Source organism: Synechococcus sp. RSCCF101 (assembly GCF_008807075.1).
In the GTDB taxonomy this organism is placed as follows: Bacteria; Cyanobacteriota; Cyanobacteriia; order PCC-6307; family Cyanobiaceae; genus RSCCF101.
In genome coordinates this window covers 1433273-1453732 of sequence record NZ_CP035632.1, presented here as the reverse complement: position 1 = coordinate 1453732, position 20460 = coordinate 1433273, and the positions used below count along the sequence as shown (strand labels likewise).

Here is a 20460-nt window from a genome sequence, read left to right as displayed (position 1 = left end):
CGGGGCCTCGTCAGTCCGAAGCGCCCTGTCTGAACCAGTCGGGGAGGCTGGTGAAGAGGGCGGCGTTTCGCTCGTTCTCGCGGGCTTCGGTCTTCCAGCAGCAGGTGCGGCCACCGTCCCGCTCCAGCAGCAGGGCGTTGGCCCAGCCCCAGATCAGTTCCGCCGTGGCCTCCATGCTCACGTTGTCCATGACGCGCAGATCGAGGGCGCCCAGTTGCCCCAGCCGCTGCCAGTCGTGCAGCAGCGGGTCGTCGCGGTTCACCAGAAAGGTGTGATCGAACTGCTCCTCCAGCTGCCGCCGCAGGGCCTTGAGCGAGGAGAAATCCACCACGAAGCCGCAGTCATCCAGCCGGGTGGCCCGGAACCAGAAGCAGAAGGAGCGGCTGTAGCCGTGCACGAACCGGCAGTGGCCCGGATGGCGCCACTGGCGATGCGAGCAGGGGAACCCATCGAAGCGCTTGCTCGATTCATGCATCGCGGCAGGTCCTGCTGCGGCTCAACGGCCCAGAGGGCCCAGGTGTCCTGAGGATCCGCCGGTGCCGCCTCCCGGCTCCTGCATGCCGCGCAGGGCGGTGAGGAGGGAGGCGGGGCTCTGGGGATCCACCATCAGCACGCTGCCACCGGGTGCCTGGGCCATGCCCTCGCCCATGCTGATCCAGTCGCGGGCCAGCATCAGCCTCAGGGCCTCGGAGGCCCGGGGACTGTTCTCCAGGGTCTCGGCGATCACCTGGGCGGCATGAGCCTTGGCTGTGGCCAGAACCTCCTGCTGCTTGGCCTGGGCATCGGCCTCCAGCAGCAGGGCTTCCTGCTTCGCCTTCGCATCGAGCACCAGCGCTTCGGCCCGCCCCCGGGCCTCGTTGATCTGGGCCTCCTTCTCCCCTTCGGACCGCAGCACCGCCGCCCGCTTCTCCCGTTCGGCCGTCATCTGCTGCTCCATGGCCTGCTGCACACCGGCGGAGGGAACGATGTCGCGCATCTCCACCCGGGTCACCTTCACACCCCAGGGATCGGTGGCCTGATCCAGCTCCCGCAGCAGCACCTCGTTCACCTCGTTTCGGGTGGTGAAGGTCTGGTCCAGGTCGAGCTTGCCCATCTCGGCGCGGATCTGGGTCAGCACCAGATTCACCATCGCGGCCTGCAGGTTGTCCACGGCGTAGTACGCGCGGGAGTGCTCCAGCAGCTGCCAGTACACCACCGCGTCCACCTCGATCGAGACGTTGTCGCGGGTGATGCACTGCTGGGGTGGGATGTCGAGCACCCGCTCCTTCATCGATTCATGGCTCACCACCCGCTCCACCATGGGCACCACCAGCGAAAGGCCGGGCCGGAGCTCCCGGTCGTATCGCCCCAGGCGCTCGACCAGACGCGAGCGCCCTCCGCTGGTGATCTTGATGCTGCTGCTGCCCATCAGGGCCAGGATCACGAGAGCGGGCAGCCCGAGAAGCGTTTCCATGCGTGGCCGATTTCATGGTCACGCTAGGGGCGATGACTGCCGCGGGCAGCCTCCCGGTCGGTGACGAGCCATGGCGATTCCCCCGGCGCCGGCTGCAGGCCGCGGTCGTTTGGATCACATTGGGGGAAGTCACCGCAGGGCGCGACGGCGATGGTGCCGCTGATCTGGTTGATGCTGGGCGGTGCGCTGCTGCTGCTCGAGGTGCTGGCGCCAGGTTTCGACGGCCTTCTGGTGGGGGCCATGGGTGCGCTGGTGGTCTCGCTGATGAGTGCCCTCACACCCATTCCCACCTGGCTGCAGGCGCTCATCTTCTTTGCCAGCCTTCTGGCTGGAGGCGTGTGGATGTGGCGCTGGTCACGCCAGCGATCCCCCAGCACCCATCAGCTGCATGCCCACGAGGCGGGTGCGGTGGTGCTCAGTCCCTTCGACCAGCAGGGTGAGGGCCGGGTGCGCTGGCACGGCCAGAGCTGGGCCGCCACAGCGCTCGGTGCGGACGATGCGCTCGTGCCGGGTATGCGGGTGATCGTCATGGGCCGTGATGGCACCCACCTGCAGGTGATGCCGGAGCAGGCCCTGCACGAGAACGACTGAGACCGCGGCTGACACGGAAGCCGCCTGTCAGTCGAAGAACATCAGCGTCACCACCTTGCCCATGTCCTCGGCGGATCGGCAGCTGGCCAGGAGCGTTTCGCTGTCGTGGAAGGCGTAGCAGATCAGCTGATCGCAGCGGCTGATGATCTCCTGATTGCAGAGGCTGCTGGCCATGGGCAACGGCAGTTCGTCGTGCTCCGGTTTCTCCACGAGATGCAGCACGCCCTCCAGCCGTTCACGGATCTCTGCCGGCTGGCGCTCGATGCTCTGGGGGAGCAGCACGGTGAGCAGGGAGGGGTCGATCGCCATGACGCCGCGGATCACGGCCGCGTTCACGCCCTGGGCACCGGATGTGATCAGGCTGTGACCCTCCTGAGCCAGGGCTCTAGCCACGAGTTCCACCAGGTGAATCGCCACCACCGGCACATGGCGGCTGCCGAGGATGGCGATGCGGCGCTTGCCCTGATCCTGTAGCAGGGCCAGTTCCTGGGCCAGGGTGTCGATCCGGTCCAGAGCCGGCAAATCCAGAGACCGGGTCACACGCTGACCACCATGTTGGTTGGAAAACTAGCAGCGTTCAGCCTGAACTCCGTGGTCAGCCCAGACCGAGGTGGTTCAACAGCGGCTCGAAGCGGCAATGCTGTTCCACCAGTCGGAAGGCGTAGGTGGCTTTCACGGCCTCGTGCAGGCGCACATGGCCGAAGGCCTGCTCGATCACCTCGACGGTGGTGAGGGTGTCCTGCTCGACCCGCAGCAGGGGCACCTCGAGTTCCTCGGCCCGACTCACGAGCGGCGGCAGCGGATCGCCGACCCCTGTGAGGATCAGGCACTGGGTGGAGGCCTCCAGGGCCGCCAGCTGGATGTCGGTGCGATCCGCTCCGGTCACCACCGCCATGTTGCGGCGCTTGCGGAAGAACTCCATCGCCGAATTCACGTTCATGGCCCCGATGCTCAGGGTCTCCACCAACAGATCGAGCCGGTCGCGGCAGCAGACCACCTCCGCACCGAGCCGACGCGCGAGTTCCGCCACGGTGACGCTGCGCAGCAGGGGCGAGCGGGGCATCACGCCGTACACCGGCAGGCCCAGGCGCTCCAGCGCCGGGCTCACCTCCTTCTCCAGCCGGGGAACGTCTTCGGGCGTCACGGCGTTGAGCACCACACCCAGCAGCCGTTCTCCCAGTTCCTGTCTGGCCTCCAGGAGGTCGTCGACGCTGCGGCTGTCGTGCCAGAGGTGCACGAGGATCACCGGAGCGTCCAGCCCCTCGGCCAGCTGCACCAGGCTCAGGCCGTAGAGGAGGCCTTCGCTGAGGCTGCCGGCCGCTTCCAGGATCACCAGATCGCTGGTCGCGTGATCCAGATGGGAGCGGAACTGCTCCACCGTGCTGCTGGCATGGAGCTCGCCCTCCAGCAGGCGGGCATGGGCGGTGGAGGGCGCCAGCACCTCCAGGGAGGGGATCAGCCGCTCGGGCGGGAGCTCCAGGGTCTCCCCGACGAAGCGCACATCGTCGTCGATCAGAGGATCCGGCCATGCCGGTCCCGCTCCTCCGCTCGACGCGCCTCCCGCAGAGGTCGCGTCCTGCTTGTCCTGCCCCTCCCGTTCGAGGCTCGTGGCCAGCGGTTTGCCGAAGCTGACGCTGATGCCCCGCTCGCTGAGGAGGCGGGAGAGGCCCAGCACCAGGGCCGATTTCCCGCTGAAGGAACGGCAGGATCCGATCAGCAGGGTCTTGCTCATGCCGGCGCCGGCCGATGCGAGGGCCCGCAATCTAGGTGGAGCCCAGGATGAGCCACTGCCAGAACCGCTGCGGCAGATCCCGGGGCTCCGGCTGGTCGTGCCAGTCCATCAGCCAGCCCACGAGCTCATAACAGGCCACGGTGAAGCTGTAGCGCACATCGGGCAGCCCGGGAAACACCAGCTCGCACTCGACCGGCTCCAGTGGCGCCAGCCCCGCCTGCCAGCTCAGGCGGAAGCGGTGCCCCTCCCGATCCTCCACCGGTCGCTCCCCCTCCGCAGCACCCTCACCGAGGGTGGTCAGGGCGGAGGCCAGGGCCTGCTGCCGGCTGATGCCCCCCAGATATGGGGAGAAGAGCGCCACCTTCGCCGCAGCAGGCTGGGCAGACATGGGGGAGGCTGACAAATCCTTCACACGATTGCACCATGTCTGCCCCTCGGCCAGATGCGGCCCGCGTTGCCATCACCGGAGCCTCCGGCGCCCTGGGGCAGGCCCTTTGCGAGCGCTTTCTCACCGCGGGCTGGTCGGTGCTGGCTCTCACGAGCGGTCCCATCCCGGCGACCGCTGAGGGGGGCGGGATCCGCTGGTGCTCCTGGCGCTGCGGCGAGGAGGCGGCGCTGCTGCCGCAGCTGGAGGATGTGGACCTGCTGGTGATCAACCACGGTCTCAACGTGCATGGCGAGCGCTCCGCCGATGCGGTGCGGCGCTCGCTCGAGATCAATGCCCTCAGCGGCTGGCGTCTGCTGGAACTGGTGCTCGAAGGCCGCCTCGACAACAGCGATGTCGCTCGCTCCGGGCCTACCGAGGTGTGGGTGAACACATCGGAGGCGGAGGTGCTTCCGGCCCTGAGTCCGCTCTACGAGATCAGCAAGCGGTTGATCGGGCAGCTGGTCAGCCTGCGCCGCCCCGATGCCCGCCGCTGTGGCGTGCGGCTGCGGACCCTGGTGCTGGGACCGTTCCGCTCCTCGCTGAACCCGATCGGGGTGATGACCCCGGGATTCGTGGCGGCCCGGATCCTGAACCAGGCCTCCTGGCCGCTGCCGTGGATCGTGGTGACCCCGAACCCGCTGACCTGGCTGCTGCTGCCCCTGAGCGAGCTGGTGCGGGCCACCTATTTCGTCCTGTTCAGCCGGCCGCCGGCAGAGCATCCCGATCGGTGAGGATCACGCAGCCGTCGCTGGTGACGGCGATCGTGTGCTCCCACTGGGCCGACAGGCTGCCGTCCACGGTCACCACCGTCCAGCGGTCGCGCAGGGTGCGGCAGCTCTTGCTGCCGGCGTTGAGGATCGGCTCCACCGCCAGGGTCATGCCCGCACGCAGCGTCACGTTCGGCAGGTCGCGGGTGCGGAAGTTGAAGACCGAAGGTTCCTCGTGCAGATTCCGCCCCACTCCATGGCCGGTGTAGTCCTCCACCACCGAGAAGCCGTCCGCCTCGACCCGGTCCTGCACAGCACCGGCGATGTCGAGCAGGGTGTTTCCGGCCCGGATCTTGGACAGCCCGGCCATCAGGGACTCCTGGGCCACCCGTGAGAGCCTCATCGCCTCCGGATCGGTCTCGCCGACGCAGATGGTGACGCAGCTGTCACCGTGATAGCCCTCGTAGAAGGCGCCTGTATCGACCTTGAGCAGGTCGCCGGTGCGGATCACCCGCTTGGCACTGGGAATGCCGTGCACCACTTCATGATTGATGCTGGCGCAGATGCTGGCCGGGAACCCGTGATAGCCCTTGAAGCTGGGCTCCGCGCCCATCTCCCGGATCCGCCGTTCGGCATGGCGGTCGAGGTCGGCGGTGGTCATGCCGGGCGCGGCCATCTCGATCACCTCCCTGAGCACGGTGGCCACGATGCGGCTGGCCCGGCTCATGATCTCGATCTCGCGGGCGGACTTGACCTCCACCCCCCGGCGGGACTTCTTAATGGTGGGACCGCTGCTGCCCCTGGTGGCCTGGCTGCTGGCCACCAGCTCGGCGAAGAGGTTCATCATGGGCTCTGGTGGGGCGGCGACCGCTGGTGGCTCAAGCTATCAATGCTGAATCGGTGATCGCCGCAGCGGGAGCTGTGGGTTGTCCACCCCTCCGATGAAGCTCGTGATCCGGCTCAGGCAGATTCATGCCGCGCTGGCCCCGTTCGTGCTGGCGCCCTTGCTGATCACCGCCCTCAGCGGTGTCAGCTACCGGGTCCTGCGGGACTGGGGAGGCTTCAGCCGGGATCAGGTGCATTGGCTGATGGCCGTTCACGAGGCGGAGTGGCTGGGGCCGTCCCTGGAGCCCCTCGTCGTGCTGCTGAACGGCCTGGGACTGCTCTGGATGCTGGTCACCGGCGCCGGGATGCTGGCCGAGCGGCTGCTGCGTCGCTTCAGGCGGCCGGCAGGGGGCACAGAGGGGTAGTCGTTTACACTCTTCGTTTGCCCCGTGAATCCGCACCGCAGGGATGGCAGCCGAATCCAAAGACACCGCCGGAACCGGGACGAGCCCGGAGCCAGCCGCCACGACAGAGGCCACGCCCGCTGCGGTCGCCGCGCCGGCGCGTCTGAGCGCCGAGCAGCTGATCCGCTCCTTTGAGGATGGGCAGCGCAAGAGCGCTGACGCCATCCCGGAGATCTACGTGGGCGACACGGTGCGCGTCGGCGTGCGCATCAGCGAAGGCAACAAGCAGCGGGTTCAGCCCTATGAGGGTGTTGTCATCGCCAAGCGCCACGGTGGATTGAACGAGACGATCACCGTGCGCCGCATCTTCCAGGGGGTCGGCGTGGAGCGTGTCTTCATGCTTCACAGTCCTCAGGTGGCATCAATCAAGGTTGAGCGGCGCGGTAAAGTGCGCCGGGCAAAGCTGTTCTATCTTCGCGACCGTGTCGGCAAAGCCACACGCGTGAAGCAACGCTTCGACCGCTGAACCAACGGTTCCGGTCTTCTCGTCATCTTTGTCAACGGTCCCGAGGCCATTCTTCGGGATCCGGGGTCATCCACGATGCGCCGTTAGTTCAGTTGGTAGAACGCAGGTCTCCAAAACCTGATGTCGGGGGTTCAAGTCCTCCACGGCGCGCTCGATGACCCCTTCCGTCGTTTCGTCGTTTCGTCATGGATCTGGATCTCCAGCCCGGTGATGTCGTCAAGGTGCTTGAGTCGGCCGCCCTCGGCTGGGTGCGGGCCCGGGTCATCCGTGTGAAATCCGGCGGCCGCGTCGTGGTTCAGAGCGACCAGGGGCGTGAATTCACGGCACGGGGCAATCAGGTTCGTCTGATCGAGCCTGCCGGGTTCCGGCCCTGATTCCTCACTGAACGTGGCCGATCGGTTGACGGCCGGCCACTCAGCACCGGATACTTCTTTCCATCGCTTCAGCGATGCCAGAAACGAACGAAGGCGGTCCGTCCCACACGGCAGGCCACTCTCGTTCAGACTCAGGATTCCAGATTCCGGCAGCGACCGAATCTCCTGAATTACCTCTGGGACCGTAGTTCAATTGGTTAGAGCACCGCCCTGTCACGGCGGAAGTTGCGGGTTCGAGCCCCGTCGGTCCCGTACCTCACTCCCAGCAGCGTGTCGTCCGCTCCGCCGCCTCGGGTCCGGCTGGCGCCCAGCCCGACAGGAACCCTTCACATCGGCACCGCGCGCACGGCGGTCTTCAACTGGCTCTTTGCCCGCCACGCCAACGGGCGTTTCCTGATCCGGATCGAGGACACGGATCGTGAGCGTTCGCGCCCCGAATACACCGAGAACATCCTCAGCGGTCTCCGCTGGCTGGGTCTTGACTGGGATGAGGAGCCGCTGCTGCAGAGCGAGCGTCGTGCCGAGCACGTGGCCGCGATTCAGACGCTGCTCGACCGGGGTCACGCTTACCGCTGCTACGCCAGCGAGGCCGAGCTGGACGCCATGCGCGAGGCGCAGCGACAGTCGGGTCAGGCCCCCCGGTACGACAACCGGCATCGCGACCTCAGCCCGTCGCAGGAGCAGGCGTTCATCGCCGAGGGGCGCCAACCGGTGATCCGCTTCCGTATCGATGACGACGTTGTCGTGCGCTGGCACGACATGGTGCGCGGTGCGATGGAGTGGCGGGGTGCGGACCTCGGCGGTGACATGGTGCTGGCCCGGCGGGCACCCGCGGACTCCGTCGGTGATCCCCTCTACAACCTCGTGGTGGTGGTGGACGACGCCTTCATGGCCATCACCCACGTGATCCGCGGCGAGGATCACATCGCCAACACCGCCAAGCAGCTGTTGCTCTACGAAGCGCTCGGCCTGCCGGTCCCCCGCTTCGCCCATACGCCCCTGATCCTCAACCGCGAGGGTCGCAAGCTCTCCAAGCGTGACGGCGTCACCTCCCTCAGCGATTTCCGTGAGATGGGGTACACCAGCGCCGCCCTGGCGAACTACATGACCCTGCTCGGCTGGTCGCCGCCCGAGGATCTCGGCGAGCGCTTCAGCCTCGATCAGGCCGCTGCCGCATTCGACCTTGAACGGGTCAACAAGGCCGGCGCCCGTTTCGACTGGGACAAGCTGCGCTGGCTCAATGCCCAGGTCCTGCACGACCTGCCGGTCGAGGCGCTGCAGGAGTCCCTCACTCCGCTCTGGAGCGGTTGCGGCTGGACTGGAGAACCCGACTGGTGCCGCGATCTCTGCGCCCTGCTGGGGCCGTCCCTCACCCTGCTGGAGGACGGTGTCGATCAGGCCCGCCCGTTCTTCGAGCGTCCCGAGCTCGATGAGGGAGCGCGCGCCCAGCTTGAGGTGCCCGGCGCCCGGCCTGTCCTGACGCTCCTGCTGGAGGCCCTCGATGCCGACCCCTGGGACGGGCAGGACCCCGCCCGGGCCCAGGAGCTCATCGCTTCGGCCGCCAGCGGCGCCGAGGTCAAGAAGGGCGTGGTGATGAAGACGCTCAGGGCCGTTCTCCTCGGCAGTCTCCAGGGTCCCGACCTGCTCACCACCTGGGGCCTGCTGGCCCGGGTCGGGGAGGACATCCCTCGCCTGCAGCGCGGGCTCTAGGCCCGCCGCACGGGCCGACACGCCTCAGGCTTTCAGCGGGTCGGCGCTCAGTTCCGGGGTCAGGGCGGCTGAGGTGTCGTCCGCTTCGCTGTTGCTCGCCACAAGATCGAGCGCTCCCGCCATCGGGCGGGCCGTGAGCCCCTGAAGCCCCACGGTGAGGAGGATGGTGAGGAAGACCAGCCCCTGCAGCCGGCCTGCGCCCAGCACGCCCTCCTGCTCCAGTCTGATGGCGAACAGGGAGGCCACGGCGGCGGTCACGATCCCCCGGGGCGCCAGCCAGGCCAGCAGCAGTTTCTGGTTGGCCTCCAGCGGCAGGCCAAGGGTGGCGAGCAGGATCGAGAGCGGCCGCACCACCAGCATCAGCAGCAGCACGCAGGCCAGACCTCCCCAGCCCAGGGGACTCAGCTCGGCCCAGGACACGTCCGCGGCCAGCAGCGGGAACAGCATCGTGATCGCCAGACGGGCCAGCTGCCGCACCACATCATCGAGTTGCTCAGCGGCGGTGGAGGCGCGCCGTGCCACCACCACACCCGCTGTGACCGATGCCGGCAGCCCGGATTCCGGCAGCAACCACTCGCACAGCCCGAACATCAGGAACAGCATCCCCAGCGTCAGCTGCAGGCGCAGACCGGTGGCGGGGTCCGGCTTCAGCCGCCTGAGCGCTTCAGCCAGCAGCAGACCCGCGAGGGCGCCGGCCAGCACGCCACCTCCCAGCCGGCTCAGCAGGCTCACGGCGAGATCCTGCCAGCTGTGCAGATCACCGAGAAGCCGCTCCACCAGCACCAGAGCCAGCACAGCCCCCACCGGCTCGAGCACCAACCCCTCGCCCTCCAGCACGTCCCCCAGGGGCGGCCGAAGATTCATCTGCTGCACCAGCGGTGTGACCACGGTGGGGCCGGTGGCCAGCACGATGGCGCTGTAGACGGCGGCCAGGGGCCAGCTCAGCCCGGCGAGCCAGTGGGCGGCCAGGCCGCCGGCCAGCAGCGAGAGGGCGAGACGCACCAGCACGATGCGCAGCACCACCGCCTTGATCGTGGTTCCGGGCAGGCGCAGGTTCAGGCCACCGTCGAAGAGGACGAGGCTGACCAGCAGACCCACCACCACCTCCAGGCCCACCCCCAGATCCAGCGGCTCCACCAGATTCAGGCCGGCCCTGCCGATCAGCAGGCCCGAGATCAGCAGCAGCACCACTCCCGGCAGGCCGGTGAGCACCGCCAGCAGCCGGGCGGAGGATCCCGCAAAGACGGTGATGCCCCAGAGCAGGCCCAGGCGTTCAGGTGTCATCGACGGCTGAGAACTGCGGCTCCACCCGCAGACCGATGACGCTGTGGACGCGCACCACCAGATACTCGCCATCGAGATCGGCGATGGGCACGTTCACGAACGGGTTGCCGCTCTCGGTGCCCGGACCGTTGAGCACGTTCTGGTACCAGTCCTGAAAGGAGGCGAGGTCGGGGAAATGCACTGTCTCCCGCTGTCCTCCGGCGAGGTGTAGGTGCACCGAATAGCGGCGGGGCGTGCGGGACATGCTGAAACCCTGCTGGCCGGAAGGAATGCACAGGATGCCGGATACCCCCCGGCTGTGACCATGGCCGGCTGGCCCAGCCTGCGCGGCGGCCTCTGGCAGGCTGACCCCATGGCCGAGAAACCGCTGCTGCTTCTGGTGGATGGCCATTCGCTGGCCTTCCGCAGCTTCTATGCCTTCGCCAAGGGTGGCGCGGGGGGGTTGGCCACCCGTGAGGGGGTGCCCACGAGCGTCACCTACGGCTTTCTCAAGGCCCTTCTCGACACCTGCGACGGCCTGCGGCCGCGCGGGGTGACCATCGCCTTCGACACCGGCGAACCCACCTTCCGCCACGAGGCCGATCCGGCCTACAAGGCCCACCGGGAGGAGGCGCCGGAGATCTTCTTCTCGGATCTGGCGAACCTGCAGTCGATCCTGAAGGAGCAGCTGGAGATCTCCCTCTGCAGTGCGGTGGGCTATGAGGCCGATGACGTGCTCGGCACTCTGGCCGAGCGGGCGGCCGGCCAGGGCTGGGCGGTGCGGATCCTCTCCGGCGACCGCGACCTGTTCCAGCTGGTGGATGACCGCCGCGACATCGCGGTGCTCTACATGGGCGGCGGCCCCAACGCCCGCAGCGGCAAGCCCACCCTGATCACCGCCGAGGGCGTGGTGGGCAAGCTCGGGGTGGCGCCCGGCGACGTGGTGGACCTCAAGGCCCTCACCGGCGACAGCTCCGACAACATCCCGGGTGTTCGGGGCGTGGGCCCCAAGACCGCGGTCGCCCTGCTGGGCGAGAACGGTGATCTCGATGCGGTCTATGCCGCTCTCGACGGCCTGGAGGGGGACAAGGCCAGCAAAGGTGTGATCAAGGGGGCCCTCAAGGGGAAGCTGAGCCGCGACCGGGAGCAGGCCTACCGCTCACGGCTTCTGGCCCGGATCCGCACCGATGTGCCCCTGCCGGAGCCGGCCGGCTGGACCCTGGGTCAGGTGCAGCGGGACGCGCTTGAGGAGCGCCTCAGGGGCCTGGAGCTCAACAGCCTGGCCCGTCAGCTGGACCGCTTCTCGGAGCTGTTCTCCAGCGGGCAGGCCCAGACAGCGGCGGCCAGCCCAGGGAGGACAGGGAAGGGCCCTGCGCCGGTTCCCGACGACGCTCTGCAGACTCCCGACGAGGACGCCTCCCCGGCGCTCCCGGAAGCCGCCGCGGCGCCGGAGCTGGAACCGGAGCGGATCACAACCACCACGGCATTGGAGACGCTGGTGCGGCGGCTCACGGCGTGCACCGATCCCGCCGCTCCGGTGGCCTTCGACACCGAGACCACCGACCTCAACCCCTTCCGCGCCGAACTGGTGGGGCTGGGGTTCTGCTGGGGAGATCAGCCGGGTGAGCTGGCCTACGTGCCCGTGGGCCACCACGAGACGGGCGAGCAGCTGCCGCTTGAGCAGGTGCTCACGGCCCTGGCGCCCTGGCTGGCCAGCACAGCCCATCCCAAGGCCCTGCAGAACGCCAAGTACGACCGACTGATCCTGCTGCGGCATGGCCTGGCCCTCGGCGGCGTGGTGATGGACACCCTGCTGGCCGACTATCTGCGCGACGCCACCGCTCGCCACAGCCTGGAGGCCATGGCGGAGGGGCGATTCGGCTTCCGGCCCACCGCTTACACGGATCTGGTGGGCAAGGGTCAGACCTTCGCCGATGTTCCCGTCGATGAGGCGGCGCGCTACTGCGCGATGGATGTGCACCTCACCCGCCGCCTGGCTCTGCTGCTGCGGCAGGAGCTCACGGGCATGGGTGAGCCCCTCCCCGCGCTGCTCGACGGGGTGGAGCTGCCCCTGGAGCCCGTGCTGGCGGCCATGGAGGCCACCGGCATCCGCATCGATGTGCCCTACCTCGAAGGCCTCGCCGGGGAGTGGCACGCCACCCTCGAGGATCTGCAGAGCCGGGCCCGGGCGGCTGCCGGAACCGACTTCAACCTGGCCTCCCCGAAGCAGCTGGGGGAGCTGCTGTTCGACACGCTGGGGCTGGATCGCCGCAAATCCCGGCGCACCAAGACCGGCTGGAGCACGGATGCCGCCGTGCTCGAGCGGCTGGAGGAGGACCATCCCGTGGTGCCGCTCGTGCTGGAGCACCGCACCCTCAGCAAGCTGCTGAGCACCTACGTGGATGCCCTGCCGGCCCTGGTGGAGCCCGAGACCGGCCGGGTGCACACCGATTTCAACCAGGCCGTCACCGCCACCGGTCGCCTCAGCAGCAGCAACCCCAACCTGCAGAACATTCCGGTCCGCACCGAGTTCAGCCGGCGCATCCGCCGCGCCTTCCTGCCCCAGGAGGGCTGGCAGCTGCTCAGCGCCGACTACTCCCAGATCGAGCTGCGCATCCTGGCCCACCTCTCGGGCGAACCCCTGCTGCAGGAGGCCTACCGCAGCGGTGAGGACGTGCATGCCCTCACCGCCCGGCTGCTGCTGGACCGCGATCAGGTCAGCGAGGCGGAGCGCCGGCTGGGCAAGACGATCAACTTCGGCGTGATCTACGGCATGGGCGCCCAGCGGTTCGCCCGCCAGACCGGTGTCTCCCAGAGCGAGGCCCGCCAGTTTCTGCAGCGCTACCGCGAGCGCTATCCGCAGGTGTTCCTCTTTCTCGAACTGCAGGAGCGGCTGGCCCTCAGCCGCGGCTGGGTGGAGACGATCCTCGGCCGGCGGCGCCCCTTCGCCTTCAACCGCTCCGGTCTTGGGCGCTGGCTGGGCCATGACCCGATGGAGATCGATCTGGCCATGGCCCGGCGGGGCGGGCTCGAAGCCCAGCAGCTGCGGGCGGCGGCCAATGCCCCGATCCAGGGGTCCAGCGCCGACATCATCAAGCTGGCGATGGTGGCCCTGCAGCGGCAGCTGCTGGAGCGCGATCTGCCGGCCCGCCTGCTGCTGCAGGTGCACGACGAACTGGTGCTGGAGGTGCAGCCGGAGGCGGTGGAGGTCGTGGTGCCACTGGTGCGCCGCACGATGGAGGAGGCGGTGCGTCTCAGCGTGCCCCTGGTGGTGGAGACGGGACTCGGCGCCAGCTGGATGGACGCCAAATGAGCTGTGTCCCAGGCGGGCCGCGCGAGCCTCACCAGGTCCGGTGCACCAGCCGGCCCATCAGCTCCCGCAGGGCCCGGCTGGTGCCGTCCAGCCCGCGGGCGCTCGGAATCCAGACCAGCGGATCCCGCCAGAGAGAGCCGGCCCAGAGGCCCCTGGCCTGGAAGTCCACCGGGAAGGGCTCCACGGCCAGCCCCTGGCGTTCGAACAGTCGCTGGGCGCGGCGCATGTGGAAGGCGCTGGTGACCAGGAGGATTCGCGGTGCGTCGTCGCCGGCCCCGGGCACCAGGCGGGCCACCGCCCGGGCCTCATCGGCGGTGTTGAGCACCGCTCCGGTGACCGCGATCGCACCGGAGGGGATGCCCAGATCCGTGGCTTCCTCCCGGTAGAGCGAGCCTTCGCTGGGCATGCCCGGCTGGAAGGGACTCACCCCTCCGGTGAAGATCAGCCGCGGCGCCCGGCCGGCCCGCCAGAGATTCAGCCCCGCCAGGAAGCGGTCGGGATCGTGCCACTCCTTCAGCCGGGCCGATCCGGGCGCCGGATGGCGGCCGCCGCTGAGCACCACGATCGCCTCGGCGCGGGGGGCGGCATCGGCCTGCCGGCGTAGCCAGGGCTTCTCCAGCCAGCGCCAGAGCCCCTGAGCCACGATCGGAGTGGAGCTGATCCAGAGCAGCACCAGGGCCAGCAGCACGGGCCAGCGACGGCCGCTGATCCAGCCTGCCAGCAGCAGCCAGAGCACCAGGCCCAGCGGCAGCACGAGCAGCGGCAGCACCTTGCTGAGCCAGTAGGTCATGGCTGTGGGGTCTCCAGGCCGCGCGCGAGATTGGTCTGGCTGTCACCATGCTGGCCCCGCGTCGCCCGCCAAGCGCCTTGTCCCTCCGGCTCACCAACACCCTCACCCGCCGTCAGGAGCCGTTCGAGCCCCTCCGGCCCGGGGCGGTCAGCCTCTACTGCTGCGGGGTCACGGTCTACGACCTCTGCCATCTGGGGCATGCCCGCAGCTACCTCGTCTGGGATGTGCTGCGCCGCTATCTGATCTGGCGGGGCTATGCGGTGACGTTCGTTCAGAACTTCACCGACATCGACGACAAGATCCTCCGCCGCGCCGCCGAGGAGCAGGTGTCGATGCAGACGGTGAGTGAACGCAACATCGCGGCCTTCTTCACCGACATGGATGCGCTCAACATCCTGCGGGCCGATCGGATGCCCCGGGCCACCGCCTGCCTGGACCCGATCCGGGAGCTGATCACGGAACTGCAGCAGAAAGGGGCGGCCTACAGCAGCGAGGGGGACGTGTACTTCGCCGTCAGCGGGCGGCCGGACTACGGCAAGCTCAGCCAACGCGATCTGAAGGAGCAGCAGGAGGGCGCCAGCGGCCGTGTCGGGGACGGAGAGGACGCCCGCAAGCGGCATCCCTTCGATTTCGCCCTCTGGAAAGCCGCCAAGCCCGGTGAACCGAGCTATCCCTCCCCCTGGGGGCCGGGACGGCCGGGCTGGCACATCGAGTGTTCGGCCATGGTCCGGCAGGAGCTCGGAGACAGCATCGACATCCACCTGGGGGGGCGGATCTGGTCTTCCCGCACCATGAAAACGAGATCGCCCAGTCCGAGGCGGCCACCGGCCAGCCGCTGGCCCGCTACTGGCTGCACAACGGCATGGTGAATGTGGGGGGCGAGAAGATGAGCAAGTCGCTCGGCAACTTCACCACCATCCGCGCCCTGCTGGAGTCCGGCGTAAGCCCGATGACCCTGCGGTTGTTCGTGCTCCAGGCGCATTACCGCAAACCGCTCGATTTCACCCAGGCGGCCCTGGATGCCGCCGCCACGGGCTGGGCCGGTCTGCGTGACGCGCTCGCGCTCGGTGCGCGCTTCGGTGCGGCTCTCGGCTGGACGGACGCCGTGCCGGAGCCCGTCACCACCCGCCGGGCTGTCGCTCCTCCGGCCCCGGAGGCTGGCGGCGCGTCGGGCGACGTGCGTGGCCGCTTCCTCGCGGCCATGGACGACGACCTCAACACCTCCGGGGCCCTGGCGGTGCTGTTCGATCTGGCCCGACCGCTCAAGGCGATCGCGCGACGTCTTGAGCGGGGCGAGGCCGCTGCTGAGGTGCTCACCGGTCAGGAGCGCCCCGAGGCACTGGAGGAGTCCTGGCGATTGCTGGTGGAGCTGGCGGGAGTCCTGGGTCTGAGCGCGTCCTCGGCATCCGAGCGGACATCGGTGCAGGCGCCTGAGGACGAGCCCGGCGAGGCTGAGGCGGCGATCCTTGCGGCCATCGCGGCGCGAGCCGAGGCCAAGGCGGCCCGCAACTACGCCGAAGCGGATCGCATCCGGGCTGAACTGCGCGAGCAGGGCATCGAACTGGTCGACAAGGCCGGCGGTCGCACCGACTGGCTGCGGCGCTGACCAACGCCTCCCTGTCGCATCAAGCGTCCGATGGCGGTTCAGGGCGACGGGTCTGGCCCTGCATCATTCCCTCGATCCGCCGCACCCGTGGCAGCGTCGTGGTCCAGACATCGAGGCGCAGCCGCTGGCCCGGGTCCATTCCGGCCTCCTCCCGGATGGCCTCCAGCCGGCCCTCCAGATCCTCGCCGCGCTCGAACGCGTCCCAGACCTCCCGCTCGAGTCGGGCGCGGGCGATGAAATTCCAGCGTTGCCACCAGGCCATGGTTCGGGATCGAGCAGGGGAGGACCGCCGGGGATCCTGGCGAACCGGCGGCTGCCGCCAGGGGGCGGATCAGCTCCAGTCGCGCACGAGGTCCAGCAGCGAGAAGATCAGGCCCAGGGCGATGCAGGGGGGCGACAGCCAGCGCAGCACCCGCAGCAGCCAGCGCCGCAGGCCGGCGGGGCTGCCGGAACCCTCCAGATCCGCCTCGAAGCGCTGCGGGTCGATCCAGCCCAGCAGCACCGCCAGGGCCAGTCCGCCAGCGATCAGCATCACGCCGCCGAAGACCGCGTCCATCCGGCCCAGCACGCTGATGTTCAGGGCCGAGGGGACCCCCGCCACGAAGATCGCGGCGCTGGAGAGCCACACCGCCCTCGGTCGGGTCCACCCCAGCCGGTCCATCAGGGAGGCCACGGGAACCTCCAGCAGCGACACCGAAGAGGTGATGGCGGCCATGTAGGCGAGGCTGAAGAAGGCGACGGCGACCCAGCGGCCCCCATCACCGAGGGAGGCCATGCCGGTGGGGAGGGCGATGAAGAGGGTGCCCACCGTGCTGGCGCTCACGAGCTTGGCCAGCCCGAAGCTCATCACCACCGGAAAGGTCACCAGTCCGGCCATCAGGCCCACCAGCGTGTCCATCGCCACCACCGCCACGGCCTCCCGCGGCAGGGGGCTGCGCTGGTCCAGGTAGGCGGCGTAGGCCAGGATGCATCCGATCCCGGTCCCGATCGAGAAGAAGGCCTGGCTGAAGGCGTTCCGGATCGTGGATGGGTCCAGCAGCTTCGCGGCATCCCAGCTCAGCAGGAATTCCCGGTAGCCCGCCGTGGCATCGGGAAGGGTCGCGGCCCAGCCGGCGAGCACCAGCAGCAGCAGGAAGAGCAGGGGCATCACCCAGCGGGACAGGCGTTCGATGCCCCGGCGCACGCCACCGGCCACCACGAGGGCGGTGAGCACCAGGCTGAGCAGCTGGCCGAGCAGGGCGCCGCCGCCGCCGCTGATCGCCTCGAAGAACCCCTCGGCCTCCTCGATGCTCCGGGGCAGGCCGCTGAGCAGGGCATGGAGGAGGGTCCGGCCCGTCCAGCCCATCAGAACCGCGTAGAACGCCAGGATGCCGCAGGCCGCCAGCTGGAAGAGCCAGCCCAGCCAGGCCCAGCGGGCGCCACCGGCGGTGATCGGCGCCAGCAGCGGGCTGTGCCGGGTGCTGCGACCCAGTACCATCTCGGCGATCAGCACCGGCAGGCACACCGCCAGCACGATCAGCAGGTACAGCAGCACGAAGGCTCCGCCGCCTCCCTGGGAGGCCCGGTAAGCGAAGCCCCAGAGGTTGCCGAGTCCGACGGCACTGCCGGCCGCGGCCAGCACGAAGCCGAACCCGGACCCCCAGCGTTCCCGTCCCCGTCCCGGCTTGGCCGCAGACTCCAGGTGGGGCTGGGGCATGGCGCGCCGGGGGCCGAATGGAGGTGGGAGACTAGGGCCCCTGCAACCGGGCGGCCATGAAAGCCATCAGCGTGCTGGGGTCCACTGGCTCCATCGGCACGCAGACCCTGCAGATCGTCGAGGAATTCCCCGAGCGCTTCCGCGTGGTGGCGCTCAGCGCCGGCCGCAACCTCGGCCTGCTTGCGGAGCAGATTCGTCGCCACCGGCCCGAGGTGGTGGCGGTGGCGGATCCCGACCTGCTGGGCGCGCTGCGCGATCAGGTGGCTCGGGACCCGGCGGGGCACCGGCCGCTGCTGCTGGCCGGCGCCGAGGGTCTGGAGGCTGTCGCCGCCTGGTCCAGCGCCGATCTGGTGGTGACGGGAATCGTCGGCTGTGCCGGTCTGATGCCCACCCTGGCCGCGATCCGGGCCGGCAAGGACCTGGCGCTGGCCAACAAGGAGACCCTGATCGCCGCCGCGCCGGTGGTGCTGCCCGCCCTGCAGGCCAGCGGCAGCCGGCTGCTGCCCGCCGATTCGGAGCACTCGGCCATCTTCCAGTGCCTGCAGGGCACCCCCTGGCCGGACACCGCCCGCCTCTCCACCGGCCAGCCGACGCCGGGACTGCGCCGCATCCAGCTCACGGCCTCCGGCGGCGCCTTCCGCGACTGGCCGGCCGCCGACCTGGCCCGGGCGACGGTGGCCGATGCCACCAGCCATCCCAACTGGAGCATGGGCCGCAAGATCACGGTGGACTCGGCCACCCTGATGAACAAGGGCCTGGAGGTGATCGAGGCGCACTACCTGTTCGGGGTCTCGTACGACGCGATCGAGATCGTGATCCACCCCCAGAGCATCATCCATTCGATGGTGGAGCTGGAGGATTCCTCGGTGCTGGCCCAGCTGGGCTGGCCGGACATGAAACTGCCGATCCTCTACGCCATGAGCTGGCCAGAGCGCATCGCCACCCCATGGCCGCGGCTCGATCTCGCCCGGCTCGGCCAGCTCAGTTTCCGCCTGCCGGATCGGGAGAAGTACCCGTGCATGGAGCTGGCCTATGCCGCCGGCCGGGCCGGCGGCAGCATGCCGGCGGTGCTCAACGCGGCCAATGAACAGGCGGTGGCCCTGTTCCTGGAGGAGCAGGTGGCCTTCCTCGACATCCCGCGCCTGATCGAGGCCGCCTGTGACCGCCACCGCAGTGACCTGATGGCTGCGCCCGACCTGGACGGCATCCTCGCGGTGGACCGCTGGGCCCGCCGGGCGGTGCGTGAGGCCGCCGCTCCGCTTCTGGCCGCATGAACCCTGCCGATCTCCGCGCCACGGGGGTGGCCTGTCACCTGCTGCTCTGTGCCACCCCAACCAACGCCGCCTGCTGCGATCCCGCCGAGGGGGCCCGCAGCTGGGCGCGGCTCAAGCAACTGGTGCGCGACCTCGGCCTGGAGAAGGCGGACCGTCCCGAGGGGCGTGTGCTTCGCAGCAAGGTGGACTGCCTGCGGGTCTGCCGCGATGGGCCGGTGCTGCTGATCTGGCCGGACGGCCACTGGTACGGAGGTGTGACCCCCGAGCGGATGGAGCGCATCATCCACGAGCACGTCATCGGTGGACGCCCCGTGACGGAGTTCCTGCTCGCTCAGACCCCCTGGAGCGAATCGGCCGTCAACCCGGTGTGATCGAGCCGGTGACGCCGGCCAGCAGCACCCAGAGCAGCTTGCAGCTCATGTGCAGCGACTGATCGCCCACCATCCGATACAGACGCCGGCACTTGCCGATGTCGATCAGCATGTGGACCCCCCATTCGAGGATCCCCAGCCAGGCCACGCCCGAGATCCAGGCCACCAGGAAGCCGTGGATGCCCCCATGGGCCGCCATCCACCAGCCCCAGCTGAGGGTGTGGCCGCAACCGGGACACTTCTCCTGGGCCATGCGGTCGCTCTGGAGACCGAAATCCCCGAGCCAGTGCCCCATCACCAGCATGAGCAGCAGGCTGAGAGCCGGCGGGAGATCCTGCATGGCGTGAAGGTCAGCCCCTCACCCTAGATAGCGCTCCAACCACGCCACCACCTGGGCATCGGACCAGCATCCCTCCGGTGAATGGAAGCCGTTATGCCCCCCCGGTCACTGATCACCACCTCAAGGGCGGGCAGGCCCTGCTTGGCCTGCAGGTCCTGCAGTTCTGCGGCTCCATCTGCGGGAACCCAGGGGTCGTCGCGGGCCTGCAGCACGAGCAGGGGCGGCAGAGCGGCCGGCTCCTCCCGCTGCAGCCGCCTCAGCGGGCTCGCCCGCCGGTAGTACTCGGCCACCGTGGCGTGACCCCAGCGGGGTGCGGTGATCAGGGCATCGAAGGCCCGGATCGAGCCCAGAGATCGAATGGCCCGTTCGGGCGGGGAGTCGCCCGCATCGCTGAGCGCCTGGCGCTTCAGGCGCTCCAGCAGCCAGGCCTGGTAGAGGCCGTTCCGTGGGCGCTCGATCGAGCGGGAGCAGCGCTCCAGATCCAGGGGACTGCTGGCGCAGACCAGCCCATCGAGGACGGGCCCCCGGTTGCCCTTCAGGTCCAGGCAGGCATGGATCAGGATCGTGCCGCCCAGGCTCAGGCCGGCCCCCAGCAGGGGCAGGGGGCTTCCGCCGGCGTCCCGGCCGAGATGGGTGGCAATCCGCCGCGCTTCGGCCAGCACCGGTGCGAGGTCCTCGCTGCAGCGGGCGGCGTAGCTCCCGGCGATCAGGCCGCGGCCCTCGCCGGCCCCGCGCAGGTTGAGCCGGAGCACGGCGCAGCCCCGCTCCAGCAGGCGGGACGCCAGCCGGCGCACCCCCCGTCTGCGGCTGCAGCCACCGAGACCGTGCAGCAGAAGCACCACGGCCCTTGTCGGCCCGGCCGGCCGGTCCCAGTGGGCGAGCAGGGCTCCGCCGACCTGCCAGGGCGTGGCAGGCACGGGAATCGCCAGGAGGCTCGAGCGGCGCAGGCCCCTGGAGGCCTCCCAGGGCGCCTCGGGACTCAGGCTGTCCCGCAGGGTCTGAAGGTCAGGCCCCAGCCAGGGGAGAGCCTGTCTGAAGGAGGCGCTCTCCACGCCGGT

The 20460-nt window shown here is 69.4% G+C and carries 22 protein-coding genes, 2 tRNA genes and 1 pseudogene; 12 read left to right on the top strand and 13 right to left on the bottom strand.

The genetic code is table 11. From position 1 onward, the window contains the following. Positions 1-10: 10 nt before the first annotated feature. Together EVJ50_RS07030 and EVJ50_RS07025 are read right to left on the bottom strand one after the other, a co-directional pair. A complete protein-coding gene (locus EVJ50_RS07030; protein WP_150883166.1) occupies positions 11-475 on the bottom strand; it encodes a 6-carboxytetrahydropterin synthase in 465 nt (154 codons plus the stop codon). Between the two features lie 21 nt (positions 476-496). Continuing rightward, positions 497-1453 carry an SPFH domain-containing protein gene (locus EVJ50_RS07025; protein ID WP_150883165.1) on the bottom strand — a complete coding sequence of 319 codons (957 nt, stop codon included), beginning with the start codon at positions 1451-1453 and terminating at the stop codon, positions 497-499. A gap of 150 nt (positions 1454-1603) precedes the next feature. Here EVJ50_RS07025 and EVJ50_RS07020 point away from each other — a divergent pair, with 150 nt between their 5' ends. Further along, the gene (locus EVJ50_RS07020) at positions 1604-2044 is read left to right on the top strand and encodes an NfeD family protein (RefSeq protein ID WP_150883164.1); all 441 of its coding nucleotides are present in this window, start codon (positions 1604-1606) and stop codon (positions 2042-2044) included. A 27-nt stretch (positions 2045-2071) separates the two neighbouring features. Here the strand turns inward: EVJ50_RS07020 and EVJ50_RS07015 are convergent, their stop codons facing one another. From EVJ50_RS07015 to ebsA, 3 genes are read right to left on the bottom strand one after another with little or no spacing between them, the layout of a single operon-like run. Beyond that, positions 2072-2584, bottom strand: a complete 513-nt coding sequence (locus EVJ50_RS07015) for a DNA recombination-mediator protein A (RefSeq protein WP_150883163.1) — start codon at positions 2582-2584, stop codon at positions 2072-2074. A gap of 55 nt (positions 2585-2639) precedes the next feature. Then, positions 2640-3776: a phosphotransacetylase family protein gene (locus tag EVJ50_RS07010; RefSeq protein WP_150883162.1), complete on the bottom strand. Its 1137-nt coding sequence runs from the start codon at positions 3774-3776 to the stop codon at positions 2640-2642. A gap of 31 nt (positions 3777-3807) precedes the next feature. Next, positions 3808-4164 (bottom strand): type IV pilus biogenesis protein EbsA, encoded by a 357-nt coding sequence (gene ebsA / locus EVJ50_RS07005; RefSeq protein ID WP_150883161.1) that lies wholly within the window; start codon positions 4162-4164, stop codon positions 3808-3810. A 35-nt stretch (positions 4165-4199) separates the two neighbouring features. Here ebsA and EVJ50_RS07000 point away from each other — a divergent pair, with 35 nt between their 5' ends. After that, a complete protein-coding gene (locus EVJ50_RS07000) occupies positions 4200-4934 on the top strand; it encodes an NAD-dependent epimerase/dehydratase family protein (RefSeq protein WP_150883160.1) in 735 nt (244 codons plus the stop codon). Here the strand turns inward: EVJ50_RS07000 and map are convergent. Beyond that, a complete protein-coding gene (gene map, locus EVJ50_RS06995; protein ID WP_150884916.1) occupies positions 4900-5754 on the bottom strand; it encodes a type I methionyl aminopeptidase in 855 nt (284 codons plus the stop codon). The two genes, EVJ50_RS07000 and map, sit on opposite strands and share 35 nt — an antisense overlap. A 97-nt stretch (positions 5755-5851) precedes the next feature. Between map and EVJ50_RS06990 the strand changes: the two genes are divergently transcribed. The 6 genes from EVJ50_RS06990 (at position 5852) to gltX (ending at position 8749) form a co-directional block, all read left to right on the top strand. Continuing rightward, complete coding sequence (locus tag EVJ50_RS06990; protein WP_150883159.1) at positions 5852-6160, top strand: PepSY domain-containing protein; 309 nt, start codon at positions 5852-5854, stop codon at positions 6158-6160. 43 nt (positions 6161-6203) lie between these two features. Beyond that, positions 6204-6665: a 50S ribosomal protein L19 gene (gene rplS / locus EVJ50_RS06985; protein WP_150883158.1), complete on the top strand. Its 462-nt coding sequence runs from the start codon at positions 6204-6206 to the stop codon at positions 6663-6665. Positions 6666-6742: 77 nt separating this feature from the next. Further along, positions 6743-6815 (top strand) — tRNA-Trp (locus EVJ50_RS06980). A 35-nt stretch (positions 6816-6850) separates the two neighbouring features. Continuing rightward, positions 6851-7039 carry a hypothetical protein gene (locus EVJ50_RS06975; RefSeq protein WP_150883157.1) on the top strand — a complete coding sequence of 63 codons (189 nt, stop codon included), beginning with the start codon at positions 6851-6853 and terminating at the stop codon, positions 7037-7039. Between the two features lie 178 nt (positions 7040-7217). Further along, positions 7218-7291: transfer RNA gene (locus tag EVJ50_RS06970), tRNA-Asp, on the top strand. Positions 7292-7309: 18 nt separating this feature from the next. After that, complete coding sequence (gene gltX / locus EVJ50_RS06965) at positions 7310-8749, top strand: glutamate--tRNA ligase (protein WP_225323128.1); 1440 nt, start codon at positions 7310-7312, stop codon at positions 8747-8749. Positions 8750-8773: 24 nt separating this feature from the next. Here the strand turns inward: gltX and EVJ50_RS06960 are convergent, their stop codons facing one another. Together EVJ50_RS06960 and EVJ50_RS06955 are read right to left on the bottom strand one after the other, a co-directional pair. Next, complete coding sequence (locus EVJ50_RS06960) at positions 8774-10033, bottom strand: cation:proton antiporter (protein WP_150883155.1); 1260 nt, start codon at positions 10031-10033, stop codon at positions 8774-8776. Beyond that, positions 10023-10277 (bottom strand): hypothetical protein, encoded by a 255-nt coding sequence (locus EVJ50_RS06955; protein WP_150883154.1) that lies wholly within the window; start codon positions 10275-10277, stop codon positions 10023-10025. The genes EVJ50_RS06960 and EVJ50_RS06955 overlap by 11 nt, the downstream gene beginning before the upstream one ends. Before the next feature lie 60 nt (positions 10278-10337). Here EVJ50_RS06955 and polA point away from each other — a divergent pair, with 60 nt between their 5' ends. After that, positions 10338-13325, top strand: a complete 2988-nt coding sequence (gene polA / locus EVJ50_RS06950; protein ID WP_225323127.1) for a DNA polymerase I — start codon at positions 10338-10340, stop codon at positions 13323-13325. Between the two features lie 28 nt (positions 13326-13353). Here polA and EVJ50_RS06945 read toward each other — a convergent pair whose 3' ends face one another. Further along, positions 13354-14115, bottom strand: a complete 762-nt coding sequence (locus tag EVJ50_RS06945; RefSeq protein WP_150883153.1) for a YdcF family protein — start codon at positions 14113-14115, stop codon at positions 13354-13356. 77 nt (positions 14116-14192) lie between these two features. Here EVJ50_RS06945 and cysS point away from each other — a divergent pair. Then, a pseudogene (cysS, locus tag EVJ50_RS06940) lies at positions 14193-15721 on the top strand (cysteine--tRNA ligase). Positions 15722-15740: 19 nt separating this feature from the next. Here the strand turns inward: cysS and EVJ50_RS06935 are convergent. Then, on the bottom strand, positions 15741-15983 hold the full coding sequence (locus EVJ50_RS06935; protein ID WP_150883152.1) for a hypothetical protein: 243 nt from the start codon (positions 15981-15983) through the stop codon (positions 15741-15743). A gap of 69 nt (positions 15984-16052) precedes the next feature. Beyond that, positions 16053-17417: a sodium-dependent transporter gene (locus EVJ50_RS06930; protein ID WP_150883151.1), complete on the bottom strand. Its 1365-nt coding sequence runs from the start codon at positions 17415-17417 to the stop codon at positions 16053-16055. 56 nt (positions 17418-17473) lie between these two features. On the opposite strand from EVJ50_RS06930, the gene EVJ50_RS06925 reads away from it, so the two are divergent. Both EVJ50_RS06925 and EVJ50_RS06920 read left to right on the top strand, forming a co-directional pair. Next, positions 17474-18691: a 1-deoxy-D-xylulose-5-phosphate reductoisomerase gene (locus tag EVJ50_RS06925; protein WP_150883150.1), complete on the top strand. Its 1218-nt coding sequence runs from the start codon at positions 17474-17476 to the stop codon at positions 18689-18691. After that, positions 18688-19062, top strand: a complete 375-nt coding sequence (locus tag EVJ50_RS06920; protein ID WP_150883148.1) for a ferredoxin — start codon at positions 18688-18690, stop codon at positions 19060-19062. The genes EVJ50_RS06925 and EVJ50_RS06920 overlap by 4 nt, the downstream gene beginning before the upstream one ends. On the opposite strand, the gene EVJ50_RS06915 is transcribed toward EVJ50_RS06920, so the two are convergent. Both EVJ50_RS06915 and EVJ50_RS06910 read right to left on the bottom strand, forming a co-directional pair. Beyond that, the gene (locus EVJ50_RS06915; protein WP_225323126.1) at positions 19049-19402 is read right to left on the bottom strand and encodes a DUF3307 domain-containing protein; all 354 of its coding nucleotides are present in this window, start codon (positions 19400-19402) and stop codon (positions 19049-19051) included. The genes EVJ50_RS06920 and EVJ50_RS06915 overlap by 14 nt on opposite strands. A 23-nt stretch (positions 19403-19425) precedes the next feature. Further along, positions 19426-20454: an alpha/beta fold hydrolase gene (locus EVJ50_RS06910; protein ID WP_370455622.1), complete on the bottom strand. Its 1029-nt coding sequence runs from the start codon at positions 20452-20454 to the stop codon at positions 19426-19428. Positions 20455-20460: the final 6 nt, after the last annotated feature.